Source organism: Azospirillum mesophilum, from assembly GCF_053470405.2.
The window spans coordinates 159284-179565 of record NZ_JBPXMQ020000004.1 but is presented as its reverse complement, the minus strand read 5'-3'; the positions used below and the strand labels follow the sequence as shown (position 1 = coordinate 179565).

At 67.9% G+C, this 20282-nt stretch carries 14 protein-coding genes; 13 read left to right on the top strand and 1 reads right to left on the bottom strand.

Annotated elements, in window-relative coordinates:
• The first annotated feature begins 23 nt into the window (after window positions 1–23).
• The 5 genes from ACSVC7_RS06765 to ACSVC7_RS06745 all read left to right on the top strand — a co-directional run bounded on the left by ACSVC7_RS06765 (window position 24) and on the right by ACSVC7_RS06745 (window position 5537).
• Window positions 24–1748, top strand: a complete 1725-nt coding sequence (locus tag ACSVC7_RS06765; RefSeq protein WP_448203889.1) for a bifunctional protein-serine/threonine kinase/phosphatase — start codon at window positions 24–26, stop codon at window positions 1746–1748.
• Window positions 1749–1912: 164 nt separating this feature from the next.
• On the top strand, window positions 1913–2950 hold the full coding sequence (locus tag ACSVC7_RS06760; protein ID WP_448203888.1) for an AAA family ATPase: 1038 nt from the start codon (window positions 1913–1915) through the stop codon (window positions 2948–2950).
• Window positions 2940–3794: a ParB/RepB/Spo0J family partition protein gene (locus ACSVC7_RS06755; RefSeq protein WP_448203887.1), complete on the top strand. Its 855-nt coding sequence runs from the start codon at window positions 2940–2942 to the stop codon at window positions 3792–3794. Before ACSVC7_RS06760 ends, ACSVC7_RS06755 begins: the two co-directional genes overlap by 11 nt.
• A gap of 173 nt (window positions 3795–3967) precedes the next feature.
• Entirely contained in the window at window positions 3968–4963 is a 996-nt protein-coding gene (locus ACSVC7_RS06750) for a zinc-dependent alcohol dehydrogenase family protein (RefSeq protein ID WP_448203886.1), read from the top strand.
• Between the two features lie 307 nt (window positions 4964–5270).
• Window positions 5271–5537, top strand: a complete 267-nt coding sequence (locus ACSVC7_RS06745; RefSeq protein WP_448203885.1) for a hypothetical protein — start codon at window positions 5271–5273, stop codon at window positions 5535–5537.
• A 65-nt stretch (window positions 5538–5602) separates the two neighbouring features.
• Here ACSVC7_RS06745 and ACSVC7_RS06740 read toward each other — a convergent pair whose 3' ends face one another.
• Window positions 5603–6610 (bottom strand): M23 family metallopeptidase, encoded by a 1008-nt coding sequence (locus ACSVC7_RS06740; protein ID WP_448203884.1) that lies wholly within the window; start codon window positions 6608–6610, stop codon window positions 5603–5605.
• A gap of 327 nt (window positions 6611–6937) precedes the next feature.
• On the opposite strand from ACSVC7_RS06740, the gene ACSVC7_RS06735 reads away from it, so the two are divergent.
• The 8 genes from ACSVC7_RS06735 to ACSVC7_RS06700 all read left to right on the top strand — a co-directional run bounded on the left by ACSVC7_RS06735 (window position 6938) and on the right by ACSVC7_RS06700 (window position 20219).
• On the top strand, window positions 6938–7291 hold the full coding sequence (locus tag ACSVC7_RS06735) for a hypothetical protein (protein WP_448203883.1): 354 nt from the start codon (window positions 6938–6940) through the stop codon (window positions 7289–7291).
• 130 nt (window positions 7292–7421) lie between these two features.
• Window positions 7422–7706 (top strand): HU family DNA-binding protein, encoded by a 285-nt coding sequence (locus ACSVC7_RS06730; protein WP_448203882.1) that lies wholly within the window; start codon window positions 7422–7424, stop codon window positions 7704–7706.
• Window positions 7707–8364: 658 nt separating this feature from the next.
• Window positions 8365–14682 carry a HAMP domain-containing protein gene (locus ACSVC7_RS06725; protein ID WP_448203881.1) on the top strand — a complete coding sequence of 2106 codons (6318 nt, stop codon included), beginning with the start codon at window positions 8365–8367 and terminating at the stop codon, window positions 14680–14682.
• A 15-nt stretch (window positions 14683–14697) separates the two neighbouring features.
• Window positions 14698–16791, top strand: coding sequence for a response regulator (locus tag ACSVC7_RS06720; protein WP_448203880.1), 2094 nt, complete (start codon window positions 14698–14700; stop codon window positions 16789–16791).
• Between the two features lie 168 nt (window positions 16792–16959).
• The gene (locus ACSVC7_RS06715) at window positions 16960–17331 is read left to right on the top strand and encodes a hypothetical protein (protein WP_448203879.1); all 372 of its coding nucleotides are present in this window, start codon (window positions 16960–16962) and stop codon (window positions 17329–17331) included.
• Window positions 17332–17347: 16 nt separating this feature from the next.
• Entirely contained in the window at window positions 17348–17614 is a 267-nt protein-coding gene (locus ACSVC7_RS06710) for a DUF5985 family protein (RefSeq protein WP_448203878.1), read from the top strand.
• Entirely contained in the window at window positions 17614–17898 is a 285-nt protein-coding gene (locus ACSVC7_RS06705) for a DUF5985 family protein (protein ID WP_448203877.1), read from the top strand. Before ACSVC7_RS06710 ends, ACSVC7_RS06705 begins: the two co-directional genes overlap by 1 nt.
• A 236-nt stretch (window positions 17899–18134) precedes the next feature.
• Window positions 18135–20219, top strand: a complete 2085-nt coding sequence (locus ACSVC7_RS06700) for a methyl-accepting chemotaxis protein (RefSeq protein WP_448203876.1) — start codon at window positions 18135–18137, stop codon at window positions 20217–20219.
• Window positions 20220–20282: the final 63 nt, after the last annotated feature.

The window sequence follows — 20282 nt, the reverse complement described above, 5'->3', positions numbered from 1 at the left end:
AGCTTTTTTCATGAGGAGAGCGCATGTCGGGCGGTTTGGCGGTTTCCATCGGGCAGCATTCCGACCAGGGCCGCAAGGCGACCAACCAGGATTTCCACGGCGCGCTGCTTCCGGAAGGACGGGCGCTGGCCTCCAAGGGCGTCGTCATCGCGCTCGCCGACGGCATCTCCACCAGTGCCCTCAGCCGCGTCGCGGCGGAGACGGCGGTCAAGAGCCTGCTGACCGACTATTACTGCACGTCCGAGGCATGGTCGGTGAAGACCTCGGCGCAGCGCGTCATCAACGCGGCCAATTCCTGGCTTTACGCGGAAACCCGGCGCAGCCGCCTGTCCCACGACATGGACCGCGGCTATGTCTGCACGCTGAGCGCGATGGTCCTGAAGTCGCGCAGCGCCCACCTGTTCCACATCGGCGACAGCCGCATCTACCGCGTGGCCGGCGAGACGCTGGAGCCGCTGACCAACGATCACCGGATCGTCCTGTCGTCGCAGGAAAGCTATCTCGGCCGCGCGGTCGGCGCGGCGCCGAACGTCGAGATCGACTACCGCGTCCTGGAACTCAGCCCCGGCGACGTGTTCGTGCTCGCCACGGATGGCGTCTACGAGCATGTGGCGCCGCGCTTCGTCGCGCAGGCCATCGCCGCGTCGCCCGATGATCTGGACGTTGCCGCCCAACGCATCGTGGAGGAGGCGCTGGACCAGGGCAGTCCCGACAACCTCACCATCCAGATCGCGCGCATCGACGCCCTGCCGGACGGCGATGCCGGCGACGTCTTCGTCCGGACCGACGAGTTGGCGCCCCCGCCCCTGCCGGACGCGCCGTGCGACTTCGACGGCTACCGCATCCTGCGGCAGATCCACGCCAACAGCCGCAGCCACATCTATCTGGCCGCCGATCCGGAAAGCGGCGCGCGGGTCGCCATCAAAATCCCGTCGGTCGACCTGCGGGGCGACGAGGCCTATCTGCGGCGCTTCATGATGGAGGAATGGATCGCGCGCCGCCTCCGCAGCGCCCATGTGCTGAAGGCCGTTCCGCCGAACCGCCGCCGCAACTTCCTCTACGTCGTGACCGACCATGTGGAAGGCCAGACACTGCGGCAGTGGATGATCGACAATCCCCGCCCGGACTTCGGGGCGGTGCTTGCGATCGTCGAACAGATCGAGAAGGGCCTGCGCGCGTTCCACCGCATGGAGATGGTGCACCAGGATCTGCGCCCGGAAAACATCATGATCGACCGCGACGGCGGGGTGACGATCATCGACTTCGGCTCCACCAAGGTGGCCGGCGTCCACGAGGCCGCCCCCGACCTCGACGGCGAGGCGATCCTGGGGACGGTGCAGTACGCGGCACCGGAATATTTCGTGGGGGAGCCGGGGACCCCGCTTTCCGACCAGTTTTCGCTGGGCGTCATCGCCTATGAGATGCTGACCGGCCGTCTTCCCTACGGCGCGGAGGTCGGGCGGGCGCGCAGCCGCAAGGCGCAGCGCCGGCTGCGCTACATCCCGGCGCGAAGCGCGTCGCGCCCGGTTCCCGAATGGGTCGACGCGGCCCTGTGCCGCGCCGTCCACCCCGACCCGCTCGAACGCTATGAGGCGTTGTCGGAGTTCATCGCCGACCTCCGCCGCCCGAACCCGGAGTTCGCGCCCGAACGCCGCCGCCCGCTGATGGAGCGGAACCCCCTGCTGTTCTGGAAGGGCCTGTCCGCGGTTCTTGCCGCCATCGTCCTCGTCCTGCTTTCCAGGCTGTGAACGTCGCTGGTTGTCTGTTGGCGTTGTTGTTCGCCTACCGTGTCAGCCTTATCGGCGTTCCTGTAGGTCTCCACACCACCATCCGCCCCTGGCAAGTTGTCTCTGTTGACGTTCGGAAGGCAACCAGCTAGCGTGGCGTCTACCTCAATCGGTGGAGGCATGGGATGGACGGCGACCAGATCCGGGCGCTGCGGGAAACGCGCGGGATGACGCAGGCGGACTTGGCGGCGGCGCTGAACGGCTGGACCGGGCGCAAGCTGGACAAGACCAAGGTGTCGAAGTGGGAGAGCGGCAAGGAGAAGATCCCGGCCGACGTCGCGGGGCATCTGCTGATGATGACGCTGGAGCGCCCGCAGGACGCAGCACCCGCACGCTGCACCACCGTGTCCCTGGCGATCCAGAAGGGCGGCACGGCCAAGACGGCGACCAGCCTGTGCCTGTCCTACGTGCTGGCGCGGGCCGGCTACCGGACGCTGCTGATCGACGGGGACAGCCAGGCGAACGCCACCGTGCAGGCCGGCGTGCCGGTGAACGAGACGGTGGAGCTGACCAAGGCCGGGCGGACGCTGTACCACGCGCTGACCAACAAGGCGCCGGTGGAGTCCTGCATCCTGCGCACCGCCTACCCGAACCTGCACCTGCTGCCGTCCAGCATCGCGCTGGCCGTCGCGGAGAAGGAGATGACGCAGGACCAGATCAGCCCCAGCGGCTTCATGCGCCAGATGATCGCGCAGGTCCGGGACAGCTACGACTTCGTGGTGATCGACTGCGCTCCGGCCCTGTCCGCCATGACGATGAACGCGCTGGTCGCTTCCGACTATGTGCTGATCCCCTGCCAGACGGAGGCGCCGGCGATCCTCGGCCTCGACCACCTGCACAACACGCTGCGCGAGGTGCAGCAGCGCGCCAACCCGCGCCTGCAAATCCTGGGCATCGTCCCGACCATGTACAACGCCCGCCTCAGCCAGGACCGCGCGTCGCTGGAGGATATCCAGCAGGTCTGGGGGCCGGCGATGCACGTCTTCGACCCGATCCCGCGCGCCACCATCTACTCCCAGGCCGCCGCCAGCCAGCGCATCACGGTCGAGGCGGAGCCGGGCGCGCCGGGCATCGAAACCTTCGTGGAGATCGCCCGCCGCCTGATCGCCCACCGCCTGATCGCTGGCGCCGAAGCCCCCCCGGAGAGCAGCCATGCCGCCTAAGCTCCAGCGCACCACCCGCACGCAGATGATGGCCGGCCCGGCGGGGCGCGAGGCGATCCCGGAGGTCAGCGCCGGACTGCACGGCCTGTCCGGCGTCCTGCCGCGCCTGATCGAAGCCGATCTGGACCGCATCACGCCCAGCCCCGGCCAGCCGCGCACGGTGTTCGACGAGAGCGCGCTGCGCGCGCTGGCGGAATCCATCGAGCGGCACGGGCTCCAGCAGCCGATCCTGGTGCGGGAGGCGGAGGAGTTCGGCCATTACCATCTGGTGGCGGGGGAGCGGCGCCTGCGCGCCCACCGGATGCTGGGCCGTGCGACCATTCCCGCCATCATCACCCGCGGGCGGCCGGACGAAATCGCGCTGATCGAGAATGTGCAGCGCGTGGACCTCGACGCCGTGGACCTTGCGCGCGGCCTGAAGGCGCTGATCGAGACCCACGGCTATTCCCAGGCGGAAGCGGGCGCCGCCATCGGCCTGTCCGACAGCGAGACCTCGCGGCGGCTGAGCGTGCTCGCCCTGCCCGCCGACATCCTGGCCGAGCTTCAGGCGGCCCCCGACGCGGTGAGCCGGTCGGCGCTCTACGAACTCGCCGCCGTGGACGGAGAGGACGCGCAGCGCGCGCTCTGGGCGCAGGCGAAGGGCGGCATGACCGTGCGGGAGATGCGGGCGGCCAAACCGCGCTCTCGCCCGTCCGTCGAGCCGATGCGGCTTCTGGGCACCAGCTTGAACCGCATCGGCAAGGACATCGCCGCCCTACGGGAGGTGCGCTCCGCGATGGTCGCCGAGCATCGCGAGCGGCTGCGCCAGCTTCGCCAGGAAATCGACGACCTGCTCGGCGAATGACAAGTCTTGCGACGTCGGGAGCGTCTCAAGATTGACAGAGAGCGACATCCGGCAACCTAAAAGTGCCACCGACGTCGCAAGCGGGCTGTTTCGTCAGCCGGTGGCGATCCTGTTGCGGTGGCTGGACGGCTGGCTCATCTGTTAAGCTGTGCGGACGTTGGGGAGGTTTGCCCATGAAGGCGATGATCCTTCCGCAGCCGCGCTCCGCGCTGGTGCCAGCCCTGCTGCCGGATCCGGAGCCGGGACCGCGTCAGGTTTTGATCCGTGTGCACAGCTGCGCGGTGTGCCGGACGGACCTGCATGTGATCGACGGTGAGCTGCCGAACCCGAAGCGCCCCCTGATCCCCGGCCATGAAATCATCGGGACGGTCGTCGCGACCGGTCCGGGGGCGGAGCGGTTCAAAGCCGGTGACCGGGTTGGGGTGCCCTGGCTGGGATGGAGCTGCGGCGCCTGCGCCTACTGCCGTTCGGGGCGGGAAAATCTGTGCGACCGGGCGCGCTACACCGGCTATCAGATCGACGGCGGCTACGCCGAACTGACCGTGGCGGACGAGCGGTATTGCTTCCCGATCGACCCGTCCTATTCGGACCAGGAGGCGGCACCGCTGATGTGCGCCGGACTGATCGGCTACCGTGCCCTGCGCATGGCGGGAGAGGGGGCGGGCGAGGCGGCACGGCTGGGCCTCTACGGCTTCGGGGCGGCCGCGCACATCGTGGCGCAGGTCGCCCGGCACCAGGGCCGTCAGGTCTTCGCCTTCACCCGCCCCGGCGACGAGGGCGCGCAGGCCTTGGCGCGGCAACTCGGCGCGGTCTGGGTCGGCGGATCGGACGAGGCTCCGCCCGAGCCGCTGGATGCCGCCATCCTGTTCGCCCCGGTCGGCGCGCTGGTGCCCACCGCGTTGCGGGCGGTGGCCAAGGGCGGGACCGTGGTGTGCGCGGGGATCCACATGAGCGACATCCCCTCCTTCCCCTACGAAATCCTGTGGGGCGAGCGGGTCGTCCGGTCGGTCGCCAACCTGACGCGCCGCGACGGGGAGGAATTCCTGGCCCTGGCGCCGAGAATCCCGGTCCGAACGCAGGTGACGCCCTTCCCGCTCGCCCAGGCCAACGACGCCGTGGCCGCGTTGCGCGGTGGGATCATCGCGGGGGCCGCGGTGCTTACGATGTGACGCACGGTCTGGTGGGCTGGCGTAACGCGATAGACGGTCGGGGAAAGGACCATCGCCCTAAAACGGATTTCAATCCGCTTTGGACCGCGACCGCGGTCCCGGCCGCCCATGCGGCCGAAGCCCGACCGGCGAATGAGGTCATATGAATCTATAGCGAATGACAATTCGCTATAATCGTCACCCGGAACCCCTCCCAATGGAAAGCCGCTGCTCCGTCTGTGTGGTGGCCCGGCGAAGGAAAAACCTTCTACACTGACAGGGAAAACGCCGCCAACGCCCACCGCCGCCCACCGCCATGGAGGGCTCCGTGAAGAAAATCCGCTTCACAAGCCGGATTTCGGCAGAAAAATCGCTGAAGAACATGGGCTTTGGTTGTATCGGCATTCGCGACATCTGGAGCCTGCCGGTGCAGGGGGGCGTCCTGTACGCGAAAGTCGTGGAAAAGAACACGGACATTGAAATCGTGGTCGGAACGCTGGAGGAGCTTTCGTGGCTGGAGAACCGCATGATGCTGGAGCGTTTCACCGACTGTGACGGCGGGACTTTCCGGTGCGGAGCGCTGGCCAAGTTGTAGGCGCCCATCCCGCGGAGGCGCCCGCCCCACCTGGGCAGAGGCGTCGTTGACCGGGGTCCCCCTGATCACCGGGACACGGCCAGCGTCCGTTCCATCGTCACCACGGAGGCCCCGCCGCGCATCAGGGTGAAGGTGCCGCGATAGGGACCCTTGGGCCAGCCGGCGGCGGGACGCTTCAGGCCTTGGTAGCCGAACCACACCACCTTGTCGGCCGGCAGATCGGCGCTGTGGTCGAACAGGACGCGTCCGTCGGCCGCCTCGATGCGCACGCGCTGGGTGTCCCCGGCCTTCACGCCCATCAGATCGGCCCACAGAACCAGAAGCGGTGCGTCGGGCGGCAGCGTCTCCACGGCCTGGGTCCCGTGGCGGGCCGCTTCGGCATCGGGGACAGCGACGGCGAAGCCGGCGCCCAGGCCGGCGGTGGGCTTGTAGGCCAGCGCCTTGGCCGCCGCGGCGCTCCACAGCGACGCTGTGGGCGGCTGGCCGCAGGCCGGGGCCGGTTCTTCGCCCACGAAGGGATCGACGACCTTGCCGTTGTGGCGCACGCCGAAATGCAGGTGCGGGAACTCCGTCAATCCCGACAGGCCGACGAGGCCCAGTTTCTGACCGGCCTCGACCCGCTGTCCGGGCTGCACGGCGACGCTGCCGCGCCTCATGTGCAGGTAGGCGGTCTGCCAGCCGTCGCCGTGGTCGATGATGACCGCGTTGCCGCCGCCGACGTTATTCACCTTGTCACGGCCGACGATGTTGACGTTCACGTCCTCCATCCCGTCGCGCACGCGCAGCACGGTGCCGGCGGCGGCGGCCAGCACCGGCACCCCGGCGTCCATCAAGCGGTAGTCCGGCAGACGGATGTCGGTGCCGTCGTGCCCGTTGTAGGTCAGCCGCCCGCAGGCGTAATCCCGCCATTCCGGCCCCGGATCCTCGTCCACGTAGTTCTGCACGAAGCAGACCTCCCCGACCCGGCAGTCGATCGGCAAGTCGAAGCGCGGCGCGTCGGCCGCGGCCGGCCGGGCGGACAGGCACGGAAGTGCGAGGAGCAGGGCGAACGCGGCGCACCGGACACGGATCATACCGACCCTCAGGCTCAATCATGGGAACCGAGCCTTGACCATAGGAGCCCGCCGCCGGTTCGGCCACCCCCGATTGCCGTCACGGGCTCCGGCGGGCAGGCCGTCCCTTCCTTCGGCCAGCCGGAAGGCGCGCGAGCCGGCCCAGCATTTCATCGCACAGCCAGTCCCGCATGCCGCCTTCAACACGCGCCGCGCGGTCCGATGCCGGCCGCCGTTCGGAATGATTGCGCCCCGGACCTGTTCTGCCGGTCAAGGTCGCTGGACATCCGCGGCCATGCTGCCCATCTTTGCGCCCCGTCAATGGGCATCAGCAAGGAGTCGATTTCAGTGTCCCTTTCCGCGCCGACCAGCACCCCCACCGATCCCAAGCTCGAAGCCCGCCGTCAGTTGACGGACGCCATCGCCACGTACCTGCAGCTGTGCAAGGACCTGACCGGTGCGACGGAGCGCGCCACCGCGACGAGCGGCGGCATCGACAGCGCCGCCCGGCGCAAGGCGTACCAAGCGCTGACGGAACTCGGCGACCAGGTCCGGCTGGCGCAGCGCCGGCTGATGACCACCGCCCGGCAGGCCCGCCGCTACATCCCGGTCGCCGAGATCGAGGACATCGCGAAGAAGCTTGACAAGCGCGACAGCACGGAAAGCGCCGCCGTCCTGGTGAAGTCGGCCCTCGCCGGCTGACGCGCCCGGCGTTGGAACGAGCCGCGCAAGGCCAGGAGGGGCTTGCGTACTGAAGCGTGGCGGGGTACCTCAGGGGCGCCGAGACGCCCGGCGACGGCCCGGGAGTCCGCCACGAACAAGGGAGTAGGGAATGACCAAGGCTGACCTGATCGACGCCATCGCCGCCAAGCTGGGCGGCAGCAAGGCCGATGCCGGCAAGGCACTCGACGCCGTGCTCGACAGCCTGCAGGACGCGCTGGTCAAGGGTGAGACGGTCAAGCTGCCCGGCTTCGGCCAGTTCGAGGTTGCCGAGCGCGGTGAGCGCACCGGCCGCAACCCGCAGACCGGCGCGGAAATCACCATCGCCGCGTCGAAGGCCCCGAAGTTTTCCGCCGGCAAGGCCCTCAAGGACGCGATCAACGGCAAGGCCGCCTGATCCAGCCCTTTATGGCACCGGCGGCCCGGAGGCGGCGGAGACGCTGCCTTCCGGGTTCGCCGCCTTTTACGCGTTCTGCCGCTCAAGCGTTCTCAGGACTTTCGTCCGCCCTCCACCGGCGTTGACGCGCAACGCCGATCCAACGGCACCGATCCGACAGCCGGCTTCCGATATCTCATCGCGGCGGCGCATTCCTGCCGCGCCGTCCGGCATAAATCCCGCCCAAACAACAGCCCGCATTGCGGGAATCTACCCATATTGGACTATTGGCTCAAGGATTGCGCACTTTTATGGTGGCACTCCGCAAGAAGGGCGGATTTTTCCAGGGTATGGGCAGACATCAATGAAGAAGAAAATGCGCGCTGGCCTCTCTTTATGATGCCCTAGACAACCCGCGTCTTACAACCGTTCCGCCGAAAGTGGTAGGTCGGAAGTCATTCATGTCTGGTGACCTGCCGCATCCGTCCTTTGCCGATGTCCCATTTTCCGTCCAGCGGACACGGCACGGTTTTTCGTTGAACTCTGGTCCCGCTGCCGTCCTTCGGGTTGCCCGCAGAGCACCGCCGACCGCCGGAACACGGGCCGGAACACGGGATCAAGGTCCCACCGCCTTCGCCGACCGAAACAGCCAGACGATCCGCCCGCCAGGAGCATGACGATGCAGCCGAACGACAATGCGGTCACCGAGACCACGGACCACGGCGTTGCCCTCCACGCGGTGGCTGAACAGGCCGACGGCGACAACGCCGATCTCCGCGAACTGCTGCAGGCCCTGCGGGCGATGCGCGTCGGCGACTTCTCCGTGCGGCTGCCCGGCGACCGGGTCGGGCTGGCGGGGAAGATCGCCGACACCTTCAACGAGATCGTCGCGGCCAACCAGCGCATGGCGACGCAGCTGGAGCGGGTCGGCCAGACCGTCGGGCGCGAGGGCAAGACGCGCCAGCGCGTGAAGTTCGGTCTGGCGCAGGGCGCCTGGGGGGAGATGGAGACCTCCGTCAACACCCTGATCGACGACCTGCTCTGGCCGACGACCGAGGTGACCCGCGTCATCTCCGCCGTGGCGCAGGGCGACCTGTTGCAGACGGTGCAGCTCGACGTGGACGGCCGCCCCTTGCAGGGCGAATTCCTGCGCGCGGCCACCATCGTCAACACGATGATCAAGCAGCTGAGCGTCTTCACGTCGGAGGTGACGCGCGTGGCGCGCGAGGTGGGCACCGACGGCAAGCTCGGCGGTCAGGCGCAGGTCCGCGAGGTGACCGGCGTGTGGAAGGATTTGACCGAAAGCGTCAACTCCATGGCCAGCAACCTGACGGCCCAGGTCCGCAACATCGCCGAGGTGACCATCGCCGTGGCGAACGGCGACCTGTCCAAGAAGATCACCGTGGACGTGCGCGGCGAGATCCTCCAGCTGAAGGAAGCCATCAACACGATGGTGGACCAGCTCCGTTCCTTTGCCTCGGAGGTGACGCGCGTGGCGCGCGAGGTGGGCACGGACGGCAAGCTGGGCGGTCAGGCCATCGTGCCCGGCGTGGCGGGCACCTGGAAGGACCTGACGGACTCCGTGAACGCCATGTGCGGCAACCTGACCGACCAGGTCCGCAACATCGCGCAGGTGACCACGGCGGTGGCGCGCGGCGACCTGTCGCGCAAGATCACCGTGGACGTGAAGGGCGAAATCCTGGAGCTGAAGGACACCATCAACACGATGGTGGACCAGCTGAACGCCTTCGCCGGCGAGGTGACCCGCGTGGCCCGCGAGGTCGGAACGGAGGGACGCCTGGGCGGTCAGGCCAACGTGCCGGGTGTCGCCGGCACCTGGAAGGACCTGACCGACAGCGTGAACTCGATGGCCGGCAACCTGACGGCTCAGGTCCGCAACATCGCCGAAGTGACCACGGCGGTGGCGCAGGGCGATCTGTCCAAGAAGATCACCGTCAGCGTCTCCGGCGAGATTCTGGAGCTGAAGGAAACCATCAACACGATGGTGGACCAGCTGAACGCCTTCGCGGGAGAGGTCACGCGCGTGGCGCGCGAGGTCGGCACGGACGGCAAGCTGGGCGGTCAGGCCATCGTGCCCGGCGTCGCCGGGACATGGAAGGATTTGACGGACTCGGTCAACTTCATGGCCGGCAACCTGACCGCCCAGGTGCGAAACATCGCCGAGGTGACCACCGCCATCGCGGGCGGCGACCTGTCCAAGAAGATCACCGTGGACGTGCGCGGCGAAATTCTGGAGCTGAAGGACACCATCAACACCATGGTGGACCAGCTCAACCGCTTCGCGGGCGAGGTGACGCGCGTGGCGCGCGAGGTGGGCACCGAAGGCAAGCTCGGCGGGCAGGCGCAGGTGCCGGGTGTGGCGGGCACCTGGAAGGACTTGACGGACTCGGTCAACTTCATGGCCGGCAACCTGACCGCCCAGGTGCGAAACATCGCGGAAGTGGCGACCGCGGTGGCCGAGGGTGACCTGTCCAAGAAGATCACCGTGAACGTCTCCGGAGAGATTCTGGAGCTGAAGGACACCATCAACACGATGGTGGACCAGCTGAACGCCTTCGCGTCGGAGGTGACGCGCGTGGCCCGTGAGGTGGGCACCGAAGGGCGCCTTGGCGGTCAGGCGCAGGTGCCGGGTGTCGCGGGCACCTGGAAGGATCTGACGGACAGCGTGAACTCCATGGCCGGCAACCTGACGGCCCAGGTGCGCAACATCGCCGAGGTGGCGACCGCCGTGGCCGGCGGCGACCTGTCGCGCAAGATCACCGTGGACGTGCGTGGTGAGATTCTCCAGCTGAAGGAGACGCTCAACACCATGGTGGACCAGCTGAACCGCTTCGCGGGCGAGGTCACCCGCGTGGCGCGCGAGGTGGGTACAGAAGGGCGTCTGGGTGGTCAGGCCAACGTGCCGGGTGTGGCGGGCACCTGGAAGGACCTGACGGACAGCGTGAACTCCATGGCCGGCAACCTGACGGCCCAGGTGCGCAACATTGCGGAGGTGACCACGGCGGTGGCGCGCGGCGACCTGTCGCGCAAGATCACCGTGGACGTGAAGGGCGAGATTCTGGAGCTGAAGAACACCATCAACACGATGGTGGACCAGCTCAACGCCTTCGCCGGCGAGGTGACCCGCGTGGCGCGCGAGGTGGGCACGGAGGGCAAACTCGGCGGTCAGGCGCAGGTGCCGGGTGTGGCGGGCACCTGGAAGGATCTGACCGACAACGTGAACTTCATGGCCGGCAACCTGACGGCCCAGGTCCGCAACATCGCCGAGGTGGCGACCGCCATCGCCAGCGGCGACCTGTCGAAGAAGATCACCGTGGACGTGCGCGGCGAAATCCTTCTGCTGAAGGAAACGCTGAACACGATGGTGGAGCAGCTGCGCTCCTTCGCCGCCGAGGTGACGCGCGTAGCGCGCGAGGTCGGCACGGAAGGGCGGCTCGGCGGTCAGGCGGTGGTGCCCGGCGTGGGCGGCACCTGGAAGGATCTGACCGACAACGTGAACCTGCTGGCCGCCAACCTGACCACCCAGGTCCGCAACATCGCGGAGGTGACCACGGCGGTGGCGCGCGGCGACCTGTCGCGCAAGATCACCGTGGACGTGAAGGGCGAGATTCTGGAGCTGAAGAACACCATCAACACGATGGTGGACCAGCTCAACGCCTTCGCCGGCGAGGTCACGCGCGTGGCCCGCGAGGTCGGCACCGAAGGCAAGCTCGGCGGACAGGCGAAGGTGGAGGGTGTCGGCGGCACCTGGAAGGACCTGACCGACACCGTGAACGTCATGGCCGCCAACCTGACCGAGCAGGTGCGCGGCATCGTGAAGGTGGTGACCGCCGTCGCCAACGGCGACCTGAAGCAGAACCTTGCGGTGAAGTCGAAGGGCGAGGTCGCAGCGCTGGCCGAGACCATCAACAACATGACGGAAACGCTGGCCATCTTCGCCGATCAGGTGACGACGGTGGCGCGCGAGGTCGGCGTGGAAGGGCGTCTCGGCGGTCAGGCGAACGTGCCGGGTGCGGCCGGCACCTGGAAGGATCTGACCGGCAACGTGAACCTGCTGGCCGCCAACCTGACCACACAGGTGCGCGCCATCGCGGAGGTGGCGACCGCGGTGACTAAGGGCGACCTGACCCGGTCGATCCAGGTGGAGGCCCGCGGCGAGGTGGCGGAGCTGAAGGACAACATCAACACGATGATCGACAACCTGCGGCTGACCACCGACCGCAACACCGAACAGGACTGGCTGAAGACCAACCTCGCCCGCTTCACCAACATGCTCCAGGGCCAGCGCGACCTGACCAACGTCGGCCGCATGCTGCTGGCCGAACTGGCACCGCTGGTCAACGCGCAGCAGGGCGTGATCTACCAGATGGAGGCCGACGACCCCTCGCCCAAGCGCAAGCTGAAGCTGCTGACCGCCTACGCCGACGACGGCGCCCACGGCCATCCGGAGCGTCTGGAGATCGGCCAGGGGCTGATCGGGCAGTGCGCGCTCGACAAGCGGCGCATGCTGATCGCCGAACTTCCCGCCGACGTGGTCCCGATCGGCTCCGGCCTGTTCAAGGTGACCCCGCGCAACGTCATCGTCCTGCCGGTCCTGTTCGAGGGGCAGGCCAAGGCGGTGATCGAGCTGGCCTCCGTCGCGGCCTTCACGACCCTTCAGGTCACCTTCCTGGAGCAGCTGACCGCCAGCATCGGCATCGTGCTGAACAGCATCGAGGCGACGATGCAGACCGAAGGCCTGCTGAAGCAGTCGCAGCAGCTCGCCACCGAGCTTCAGACCCAGCAGAAGGAGCTTCAGCAGACCAACGAACAGCTGGAGCAGAAGGCCCAGCAGCTGGCCGAGCGCAACGTCGAGGTGGAGCGCAAGAACCAGGAGATCGAACAGGCCCGCCGCGCGCTGGAGGAAAAGGCGACCGAACTGGCGCTGACCTCCAAGTACAAGTCGGAGTTCCTGGCGAACATGAGCCACGAGCTACGCACGCCGCTGAACAGCATCCTGATCCTCGGCCAGCAGCTGGGCGACAACCCCGACGGCAACCTGACGGCGAAGCAGGTGGAATTCGCCCGCACCATCCACGGCGCCGGCACCGACCTGCTGAACCTCATCAGCGACATCCTGGACCTGTCGAAGATCGAATCCGGCACCGTCACCGTGGAGGCGGAGGAGATCTACTTCTCCAACCTCGTCGACATGGTGGGCCGTCCCTTCCGGCACGAGGCGGAAAACCGCCGCCTGTCCTTCGACGTGCAGGTCGATCCCAACCTCGGCCGCAGCCTCATCACCGACTCCAAGCGCCTGCAGCAGGTGCTCAAGAACCTGCTGTCGAACGCCTTCAAGTTCACGGAGCATGGCGGCGTGCGCCTCAACGTCTCCACCGCGCTCGGCGGCTGGAACACCGACCATCCGGTGCTCCGCCAGGCACCGATGGTGGTCGCCTTCGAGGTGTCGGACACCGGCATCGGCATCCCGCTGGAAAAGCAGAAGATCATCTTCGAGGCGTTCCAGCAGGCCGACGCCAGCACCAGCCGCAAGTACGGCGGCACCGGCCTGGGGCTGGCGATCAGCCGCGAACTGGCGAGCCTGCTGGGCGGCGAGATCCAGCTGCGCAGCAACCCCGGCGTCGGCTCGACCTTCACGCTCTACCTGCCGCTGAAGTATGTCGGCCCGTCGATGCCGGGCCGCCCGGTGACGGAAGGGCGCCCCGAGTCCGCCGCCCCGCTGCCGATCGTCTTCCCGCCGATCTGCGCGCCGGAGCGGCCGACGGAGGCGGTGGCCGACGACCGCGGTGACCTGCACCCGAACGACACCATCCTGCTGATCGTGGAGGACGACCCGCACTACGCGCGCATCATGGTCGATCTGGCCCGCGACCGGGGCTTCAAGACGCTGGTGGCGACGCGCGGGGCGGACGCGCTCGATCTGGCGCGGCAGTACCGGCCGACCGCCGTGTCGCTGGACGTGTTCCTGCCGGACATGCTCGGCTGGACGGTGCTCAGCCAGCTCAAGCAGAACCCGGCGACCCGGCACATCCCGGTGCAGATCGTCACGCTGGACGAGGACCGCCAGCACGGTCTGGCGCGCGGCGCCTTCTCCTTCATGACCAAGCCCACCAGCACCGAGGGGCTGGAGAGTGCGCTGAACAAGATCAAGAACTTCGCCAAGCCGCGCCGCAAGCGCCTGCTGGTCGTGGAGGACAACCCCGCCGAACAGCTGGGCATCACCGAGCTGCTGGGCCACGACGACGTGGAGATCACGGTGGCCTCCACCGGGGCCGAGGCCATGGAGGCGTTGCGTGCACAGCCGCACGACTGCGTGGTCCTCGACCTGCGCCTGCCGGACATGACGGGGTTCGAGCTTCTCGAACAGCTCCGCGCCGACGAGACGCTGGCCGACGTCCCGGTGGTGGTCTTCACCGGGCGCGAATTGAGCCCCGAGGAGGACGCGCTGCTGCACTCCATGGCCCGCAGCATCGTGGTCAAGGGGGTGGAGTCGCCCGAACGCCTGCTGGACGAAACGGCGCTGTTCCTGCACCGGGTGGTCGGCGACCTGCCGGTCGAAAAGCAGCGCATGCTGGAGCGCCTGCACAGCTCCGACGAGGATCTGGTCCGGCAGACGGTGCTGCTGGTCGACGACGACGCCCGCAACATCTTTGCGCTGAGCAGCGTTTTGGAGCGGCGCGGCATGAACGTGCTGACCGCCACCACGGGCCGCGAGGCGATCACGCTGCTGGAATCCACGCCGAACGTCGCCATTGTCCTTATGGACATCATGATGCCGGAGATGGACGGCTATGAAACGATGCAGGTCATCCGGGCCAACCCGGCCTTCCGCCGCCTGCCGATCATCGCGCTCACGGCAAAGGCGATGAAGGGCGACCGCGAGAAATGTCTGGAAGCGGGGGCATCCGACTATCTGGCGAAGCCGGTCAACACAGAGCAGCTGCTGTCCGCGCTGCGCATGTGGCTGCACCGCTAGCTCCGGAGAACGACCGTGAACGATGACCTCGTGAAGGACGCTCTTTTGAAGGACGATAGGGTCAATATCCTCCTGGTCGACGACCAGCCGGCGAAGCTGCTCAGCTACGAGGTGATCCTCCAGGAACTCGACGAGACGCTGATCAAGGCCAACTCGGCGCGGGAGGCTTTGGCCCACCTGCTGAAGAACGACATCGCCGTCGTGCTGGTCGACGTGTGCATGCCGGAGCTGGACGGGTTCGAGCTGGCGGCGATGATCCGGGAGCATCCGCGGTTCGAGAAGATCGCGATCATCTTCATCTCGGCCATCCACATGACCGACCTCGACCGCCTGAAGGGGTACGAGTGCGGGGCGGTGGACTACATCCCGGTCCCGGTCGTGCCGGAAATCCTGCGGGCCAAGGTGCGGACCTTCGCGGACCTGCACCGCAAGACCCGCCAGCTCGAACGCCTCAACAGCGAGCTGGAGCGCCGCGTGGCCGAGCGGACGGCCGAGCTGGAGGCGTCCAACGCGCTGCTTCAGGAAAGCGAAAGCCGCGTCCGGCTGGCGCAGGACGCCGGCGGCATCGTCACCTGGAGCTGGGACATCCAGACCGACACGGTCACCTGGTCGGAAGGGCTGGGGCGGCTTCTGGGCATGGACACCGCCGGCCCGACCGCGTCCCACGGCACCCTCCTGCGGGCCGTCCATCCCGACGACCAGGCCCGGGTGCAGCGCGAGATTGACGCCGCGGTCGAAGGCCACACGCCCTACGAGAGTGAGTTCCGGGTGGTTTGGCCGGACGGCACTGTCCGGTGGCTGGCCGCGCGCGGCAGCGTCGTCCACGACGAGGCGGGGCAGCCGTTGCGCATGATGGGCGTCAACTTCGACGTGACCGACCGCCGCGAGGCGACGGAGGCCCTGAGCCTGCTGAACAACCAGCTGGAACAGCGCGTCGAGGAGCGCACGCAACAGGTCGTGCAGTTGCAGAAGACCGAGGCGCTCGGCCGGCTCACCGGCGGCGTGGCGCACGACTTCAACAATCTGCTGGCGGTGATCCTGACGAACCTGGAAATGCTGCGGCCGAGGCTGGCGGACGATCTTCGGGGCCAGACCATGATCGACTGCGCCATCCAGGGCGCGGAACGCGGGGCGGCGCTGACCCGCCGCATGCTGGCCTTCGCCCGCAAGCAGGACCTGAAGCCCGAGGCGGTCGAGGTTCCGGCGCTGGTCGAGGGGATGGCCGACCTGCTGCAACGCTCGCTCGGCCCCCTGGTGCAGGTCGAAACGCATTTCCCCGACCAGCTCGACCGCGCGCACATCGACCCCCACCAGCTGGAACTGGCGATCCTGAACCTTGCCGTGAACGGGCGCGACGCCATGCCGGACGGCGGGTCGCTCCGCATCTCCGCGGAGAACGAGACCGTGAGCGCCGGCTTCGGCGCCTTCCTGCCGCCCGGCAATTACGTGCGCGTGTCGGTCGCGGACACCGGGGCCGGCATGGACGCGGAAACGCGCCGGCGCGCCACCGAACCCTTCTTCACCACCAAGGGCATCGGCAAGGGCACGGGGCTCGGCCTGTCGATGGTGCACGGCCTTGCCGCCCAATCCGGCGGCGCCATGCGGATCGACAGCACGCCGGAGCGGGGGACCACAGTTTCCCTGTGGATTCCGCGGGCGGATGCCGCGAAGGCGCCGACGGTCCTGGAAAAGCCGCAGCCACGGCCGGAAGCGGTCCGCCCCTGCACCATCCTGCTGGTCGACGACGACGCCCTCGTCCGCATGGCCTCGGTCGCCATGCTCGAAGAGATGGGCCATACGGTGGTCGAGGCGGGCTCGGGCGAGGAGGCCTTGGCCGCGCTGCACGGCGGACAAACCTTCGACCTCGTGGTGACCGATCAGGCGATGCCGGGCATGACCGGCGTCCAGCTGATCCGCGAGATCGAACGGATGGGCCTGGGCCTGCCGACGCTCCTCACCTCCGGCTACGCCGAACTGCCGCCGGAGGTCGAGCATGTGCCGCGGCTCAACAAGCCGTTCACGCAGCCGACGCTCATCGCGGCCATCGCCGCCGCGATGAGCAATACGCCGGTGGGCGTGGCCGGTGCGGCGCAGGCCCTGTCGAACTGACGCGGATTGCCGGGCGAAATAGGCGGGATGTCGGATAGGCGGGATGTCGGGGTCGACGCCCGGCCGGCCCGCGTGCACACTCCCGTCCCTTTTCGCGGGCCGAGGCGCTGAAACGTTCCCGATCGTCGGGGGCGCGGAGAAAACCGGAACAGACGATGGACTGGCGGCGTGCTTTCGAACGATGCCCTTGGCCTGCTTCGACGGTCGATCAGGACGGTGTGGACGCTGGAAATCCTGCTCATCCTGCGCCGTGACGCCGGACGGGCGTGGAGCGCCGACGAACTCATCCGGGAATCGCGCAGCAGCACGGTCATCATTCAGGAGGCTACGGCTAACCTGCGGCACGTCGGCCTCGTCGTCGAGGAGGCCGATGGGCGTCTGCGGTATCAGGCCGCCGCACCCGCGCTCGACCAGTGGGCGGAAGAGATCGCGGCGGCCTACGCCACCCGGCCGGCGGCCGTCATACAGGATCTCTATTCCGTGTCGTCGGGCGGAATCCAGGGCTTCGCCGACGCCTTCCGCCTGCGCAAGGATGACTGAGGCAAGGATGACTGGCATGGAACTTGTTCGATCATCCGTCTACCTGCTGTGCTTCGCCGCCAGCGTCGTGTGCATGGTCCTGCTCGCCCGCAGCTTCATGCGCACGCGCAGCCGGCTGCTGCTGTGGAGCACGATCTGCTTCGTCGGCCTCGCGGCGAACAACCTGTTGCTGTTCATCGACGTGGTGGTGTTGCCGAACATCGACCTCCTGCCCTACCGGACTCTGACGGCGCTTGGCGGGGTCGGCGCCCTTCTCTACGGCTTTGTCTGGGATGCCGAGTGATGGCGCCGTCGAGCTACCTGTTCCTGTCCGGCATGATCGCCATGGGCTATGCGGTCGCCGGCCTCTTCTTCCTGCGGTTCTGGCGCCGCACGCGCGACAGCCTGTTCATCAACTTCGGCTTCGCCTTCTGGCTGCTGGCGCTTGGCCAGGGCGCCGTCGCGCTGAGCAGTTCCATGAACGAAGAGCAGGGGTGGCTTTACCTGATCCGGCTCGCGGCTTTCGGGCTGATCATCGCGGCTATTGTCCGCAAGAACATGGGCCGCAAGAACATAGACCACCGGTAGGCGCAAGGCATCGCTGCAGCCGACGGCAGCCCCCTACCTTCGCAATCGGGGGGAGAGCCGGGCGGGAGCGTGCTCCGCAACCATGCGCACTGAGCGCTGCACAAAAACACTTGCGCGCGCAGGGTTATCCGTTCCAAAGTAATTAAGACACTAAACAAGGGAGCCGCAACGGGGGCGGGTGCCGGGGTACCGGACTCGCCGTTGACGGTGAACCCATAAAAACGGAGGAGCGAACGGTGACCCTTGGAAAGCTCTCCCTGACCGGCAAGCTTCTGCTGATGACCAGCGCCGTCGTGGTGATTTCGGTCGGCATCGGCACCGCGATCATGACCCGGTGGAGCGCCGATCAGGCGCGGTCCGCGGTGATGAGCGAAGGACAACAGCTCGGCTACCGGCACGCCGCGGAGGTCGAACGGCAACTCGGCACCATCATGACCGTCGCCGAAGACGTGCGCGAAGCGATCCTCAGCGCGCAGCGTTCCGGGACCGCCACGCGCGAGCACGTCAACCAGCTGCTGCGCGACACGCTGGCCGCCCATTCCGACTATCTCGGCGTGTGGGCCGGGTTCGAGCCGCGCGCGCTGGACAACCGCGACTCGGAGTATGTCGGGGCGCAGGGATCGGACAAGACCGGGCGCTTCCTGTCCTACTGGAACCGCGGGAGCGGCGACATCGTCCTGGAGACGCTGGAGGACTACGACAAGGACGGTGCCGGCGATTATTACCTGCTGCCGAAGAAGACCAAGGCGCCGGTGATCGTTGAGCCGTACATGTACAAGGTGTCCGGCAAGGATGTGATGATCACCTCGATCGCCGTGCCGATCCTGCAGGACGGCCGGTTCCTCGGCGTCGCCGGCATCGACGTGGCGCTGGACAGGATGTCGGAGCGGCTTCAGACCATCCGGCCCTTCGGCAACGGCGCCGTCGCCCTGATCTCCAACGCCGGGCGGTGGGTCGCCTACCAGAAGGCGGACCTGCTCGGGAAGCCGATCGACGAGGCCGACCCCGGCCTTACCGAGGCGAAAAAGGCCGTCCAGGAGGGCCGCTTCTATTCGACGGAGATCTTTTCGCGGGTCCTGAACGCGCAGGTTCTCCGGCTTGCCGTGCCGGTGCGGGTGGGCGAGACGAAGACGCCCTGGTCCCTGCTCGTCGGCCTGCCGCTCACCAAGGCGGAGGAGAACGCCGCGGCCATCCGCAACAGCCTGATCGGCGGAAGCGCCATCTTCCTGGTGGCCCTGATGGCGACTCTGGGCGGCGTGCTGCTGGTGCTGGTGCGGCGGCCGCTTGGTCGCACCATCACGGTGATCGAGGCGATGGCCGCCGGGAATTACGACGTCACCGTTCCGGAACAGTCCCGCGGCGACGAGATCGGCCGCATCAACCAGACGCTTCAGCAGTTCAAGGAGAACGCCCGCAAGGTCGCCGACCTCCAGCACCAGCAGGAGGAAGCCGCCCGCCGGGCGGAGGTGGAGCGCCGCAACTCCATGCTCAGGGTGGCCGACAGCTTCGAGGCCAGCGTGCTGGGGGTGGTCGAGATCGTCGCCTCCGCCGCCACGGAGATGCAGAGCGCGGCGACCACGCTGACGGCGACCGCCGAACAGACCAACCAGCAGGCGCAGTCCGTCGCGGCGGGCTCCAACCAAGCCGCCAGCAACGTCCAGACGGTCGCCGCCGCGACGGAGCAGCTGTCGGCCTCCATCTCCGAAGTGACGAAACAGATGGCGCAGTCCTCCGCCATCGCCGGAAGGGCCGTGACCGACGCCCAGCGCACGGACGAAACCATCCTGAGCCTGGTCGAGGCGGTCGAGCGGATCAGCAAGGTGATCGACCTCATCAACAACATCGCCGGCCAGACCAACCTGCTGGCGCTGAACGCCACCATCGAAGCCGCGCGCGCCGGGGAGGCCGGCAAGGGCTTCGCCGTTGTCGCGTCGGAGGTGAAGAGCCTCGCCAACCAGACCGCCAAGGCCACCGAGGAGATCGCGGCGGAAATCGCCCAGGTGCAGTCGGTGACCGAACAGGCGGTGCAGGCCATCAAGGTGATCGGCGGCACCATCACCGACATGAGCGCGATCACCGGCACCGTGGCCTCGGCCGCCGAGGAGCAGGCCGCCGCAACGGCCGAAATCACCCGCAACCTTCAGGAAGCGGCGCGCGGCACGCAGGACGTCTCGGGCCACATCACCGGCGTCAGCCAGGGCGCGGGAGAAACGGGCGCCGCCGCGTCTCAGGTGCTGAGCGCTGCCGACCAGCTCGGGCGGCACGCGGAGACGCTGCGCGGCGAGGTGAACCGCTTCCTCGCCGAAATCCGCGCGGCCTGACGAACCACACTCATCCCCCGTAAAACATGGGTCCACGACGCCCCGGCTGCCCCGCGCGGCCGG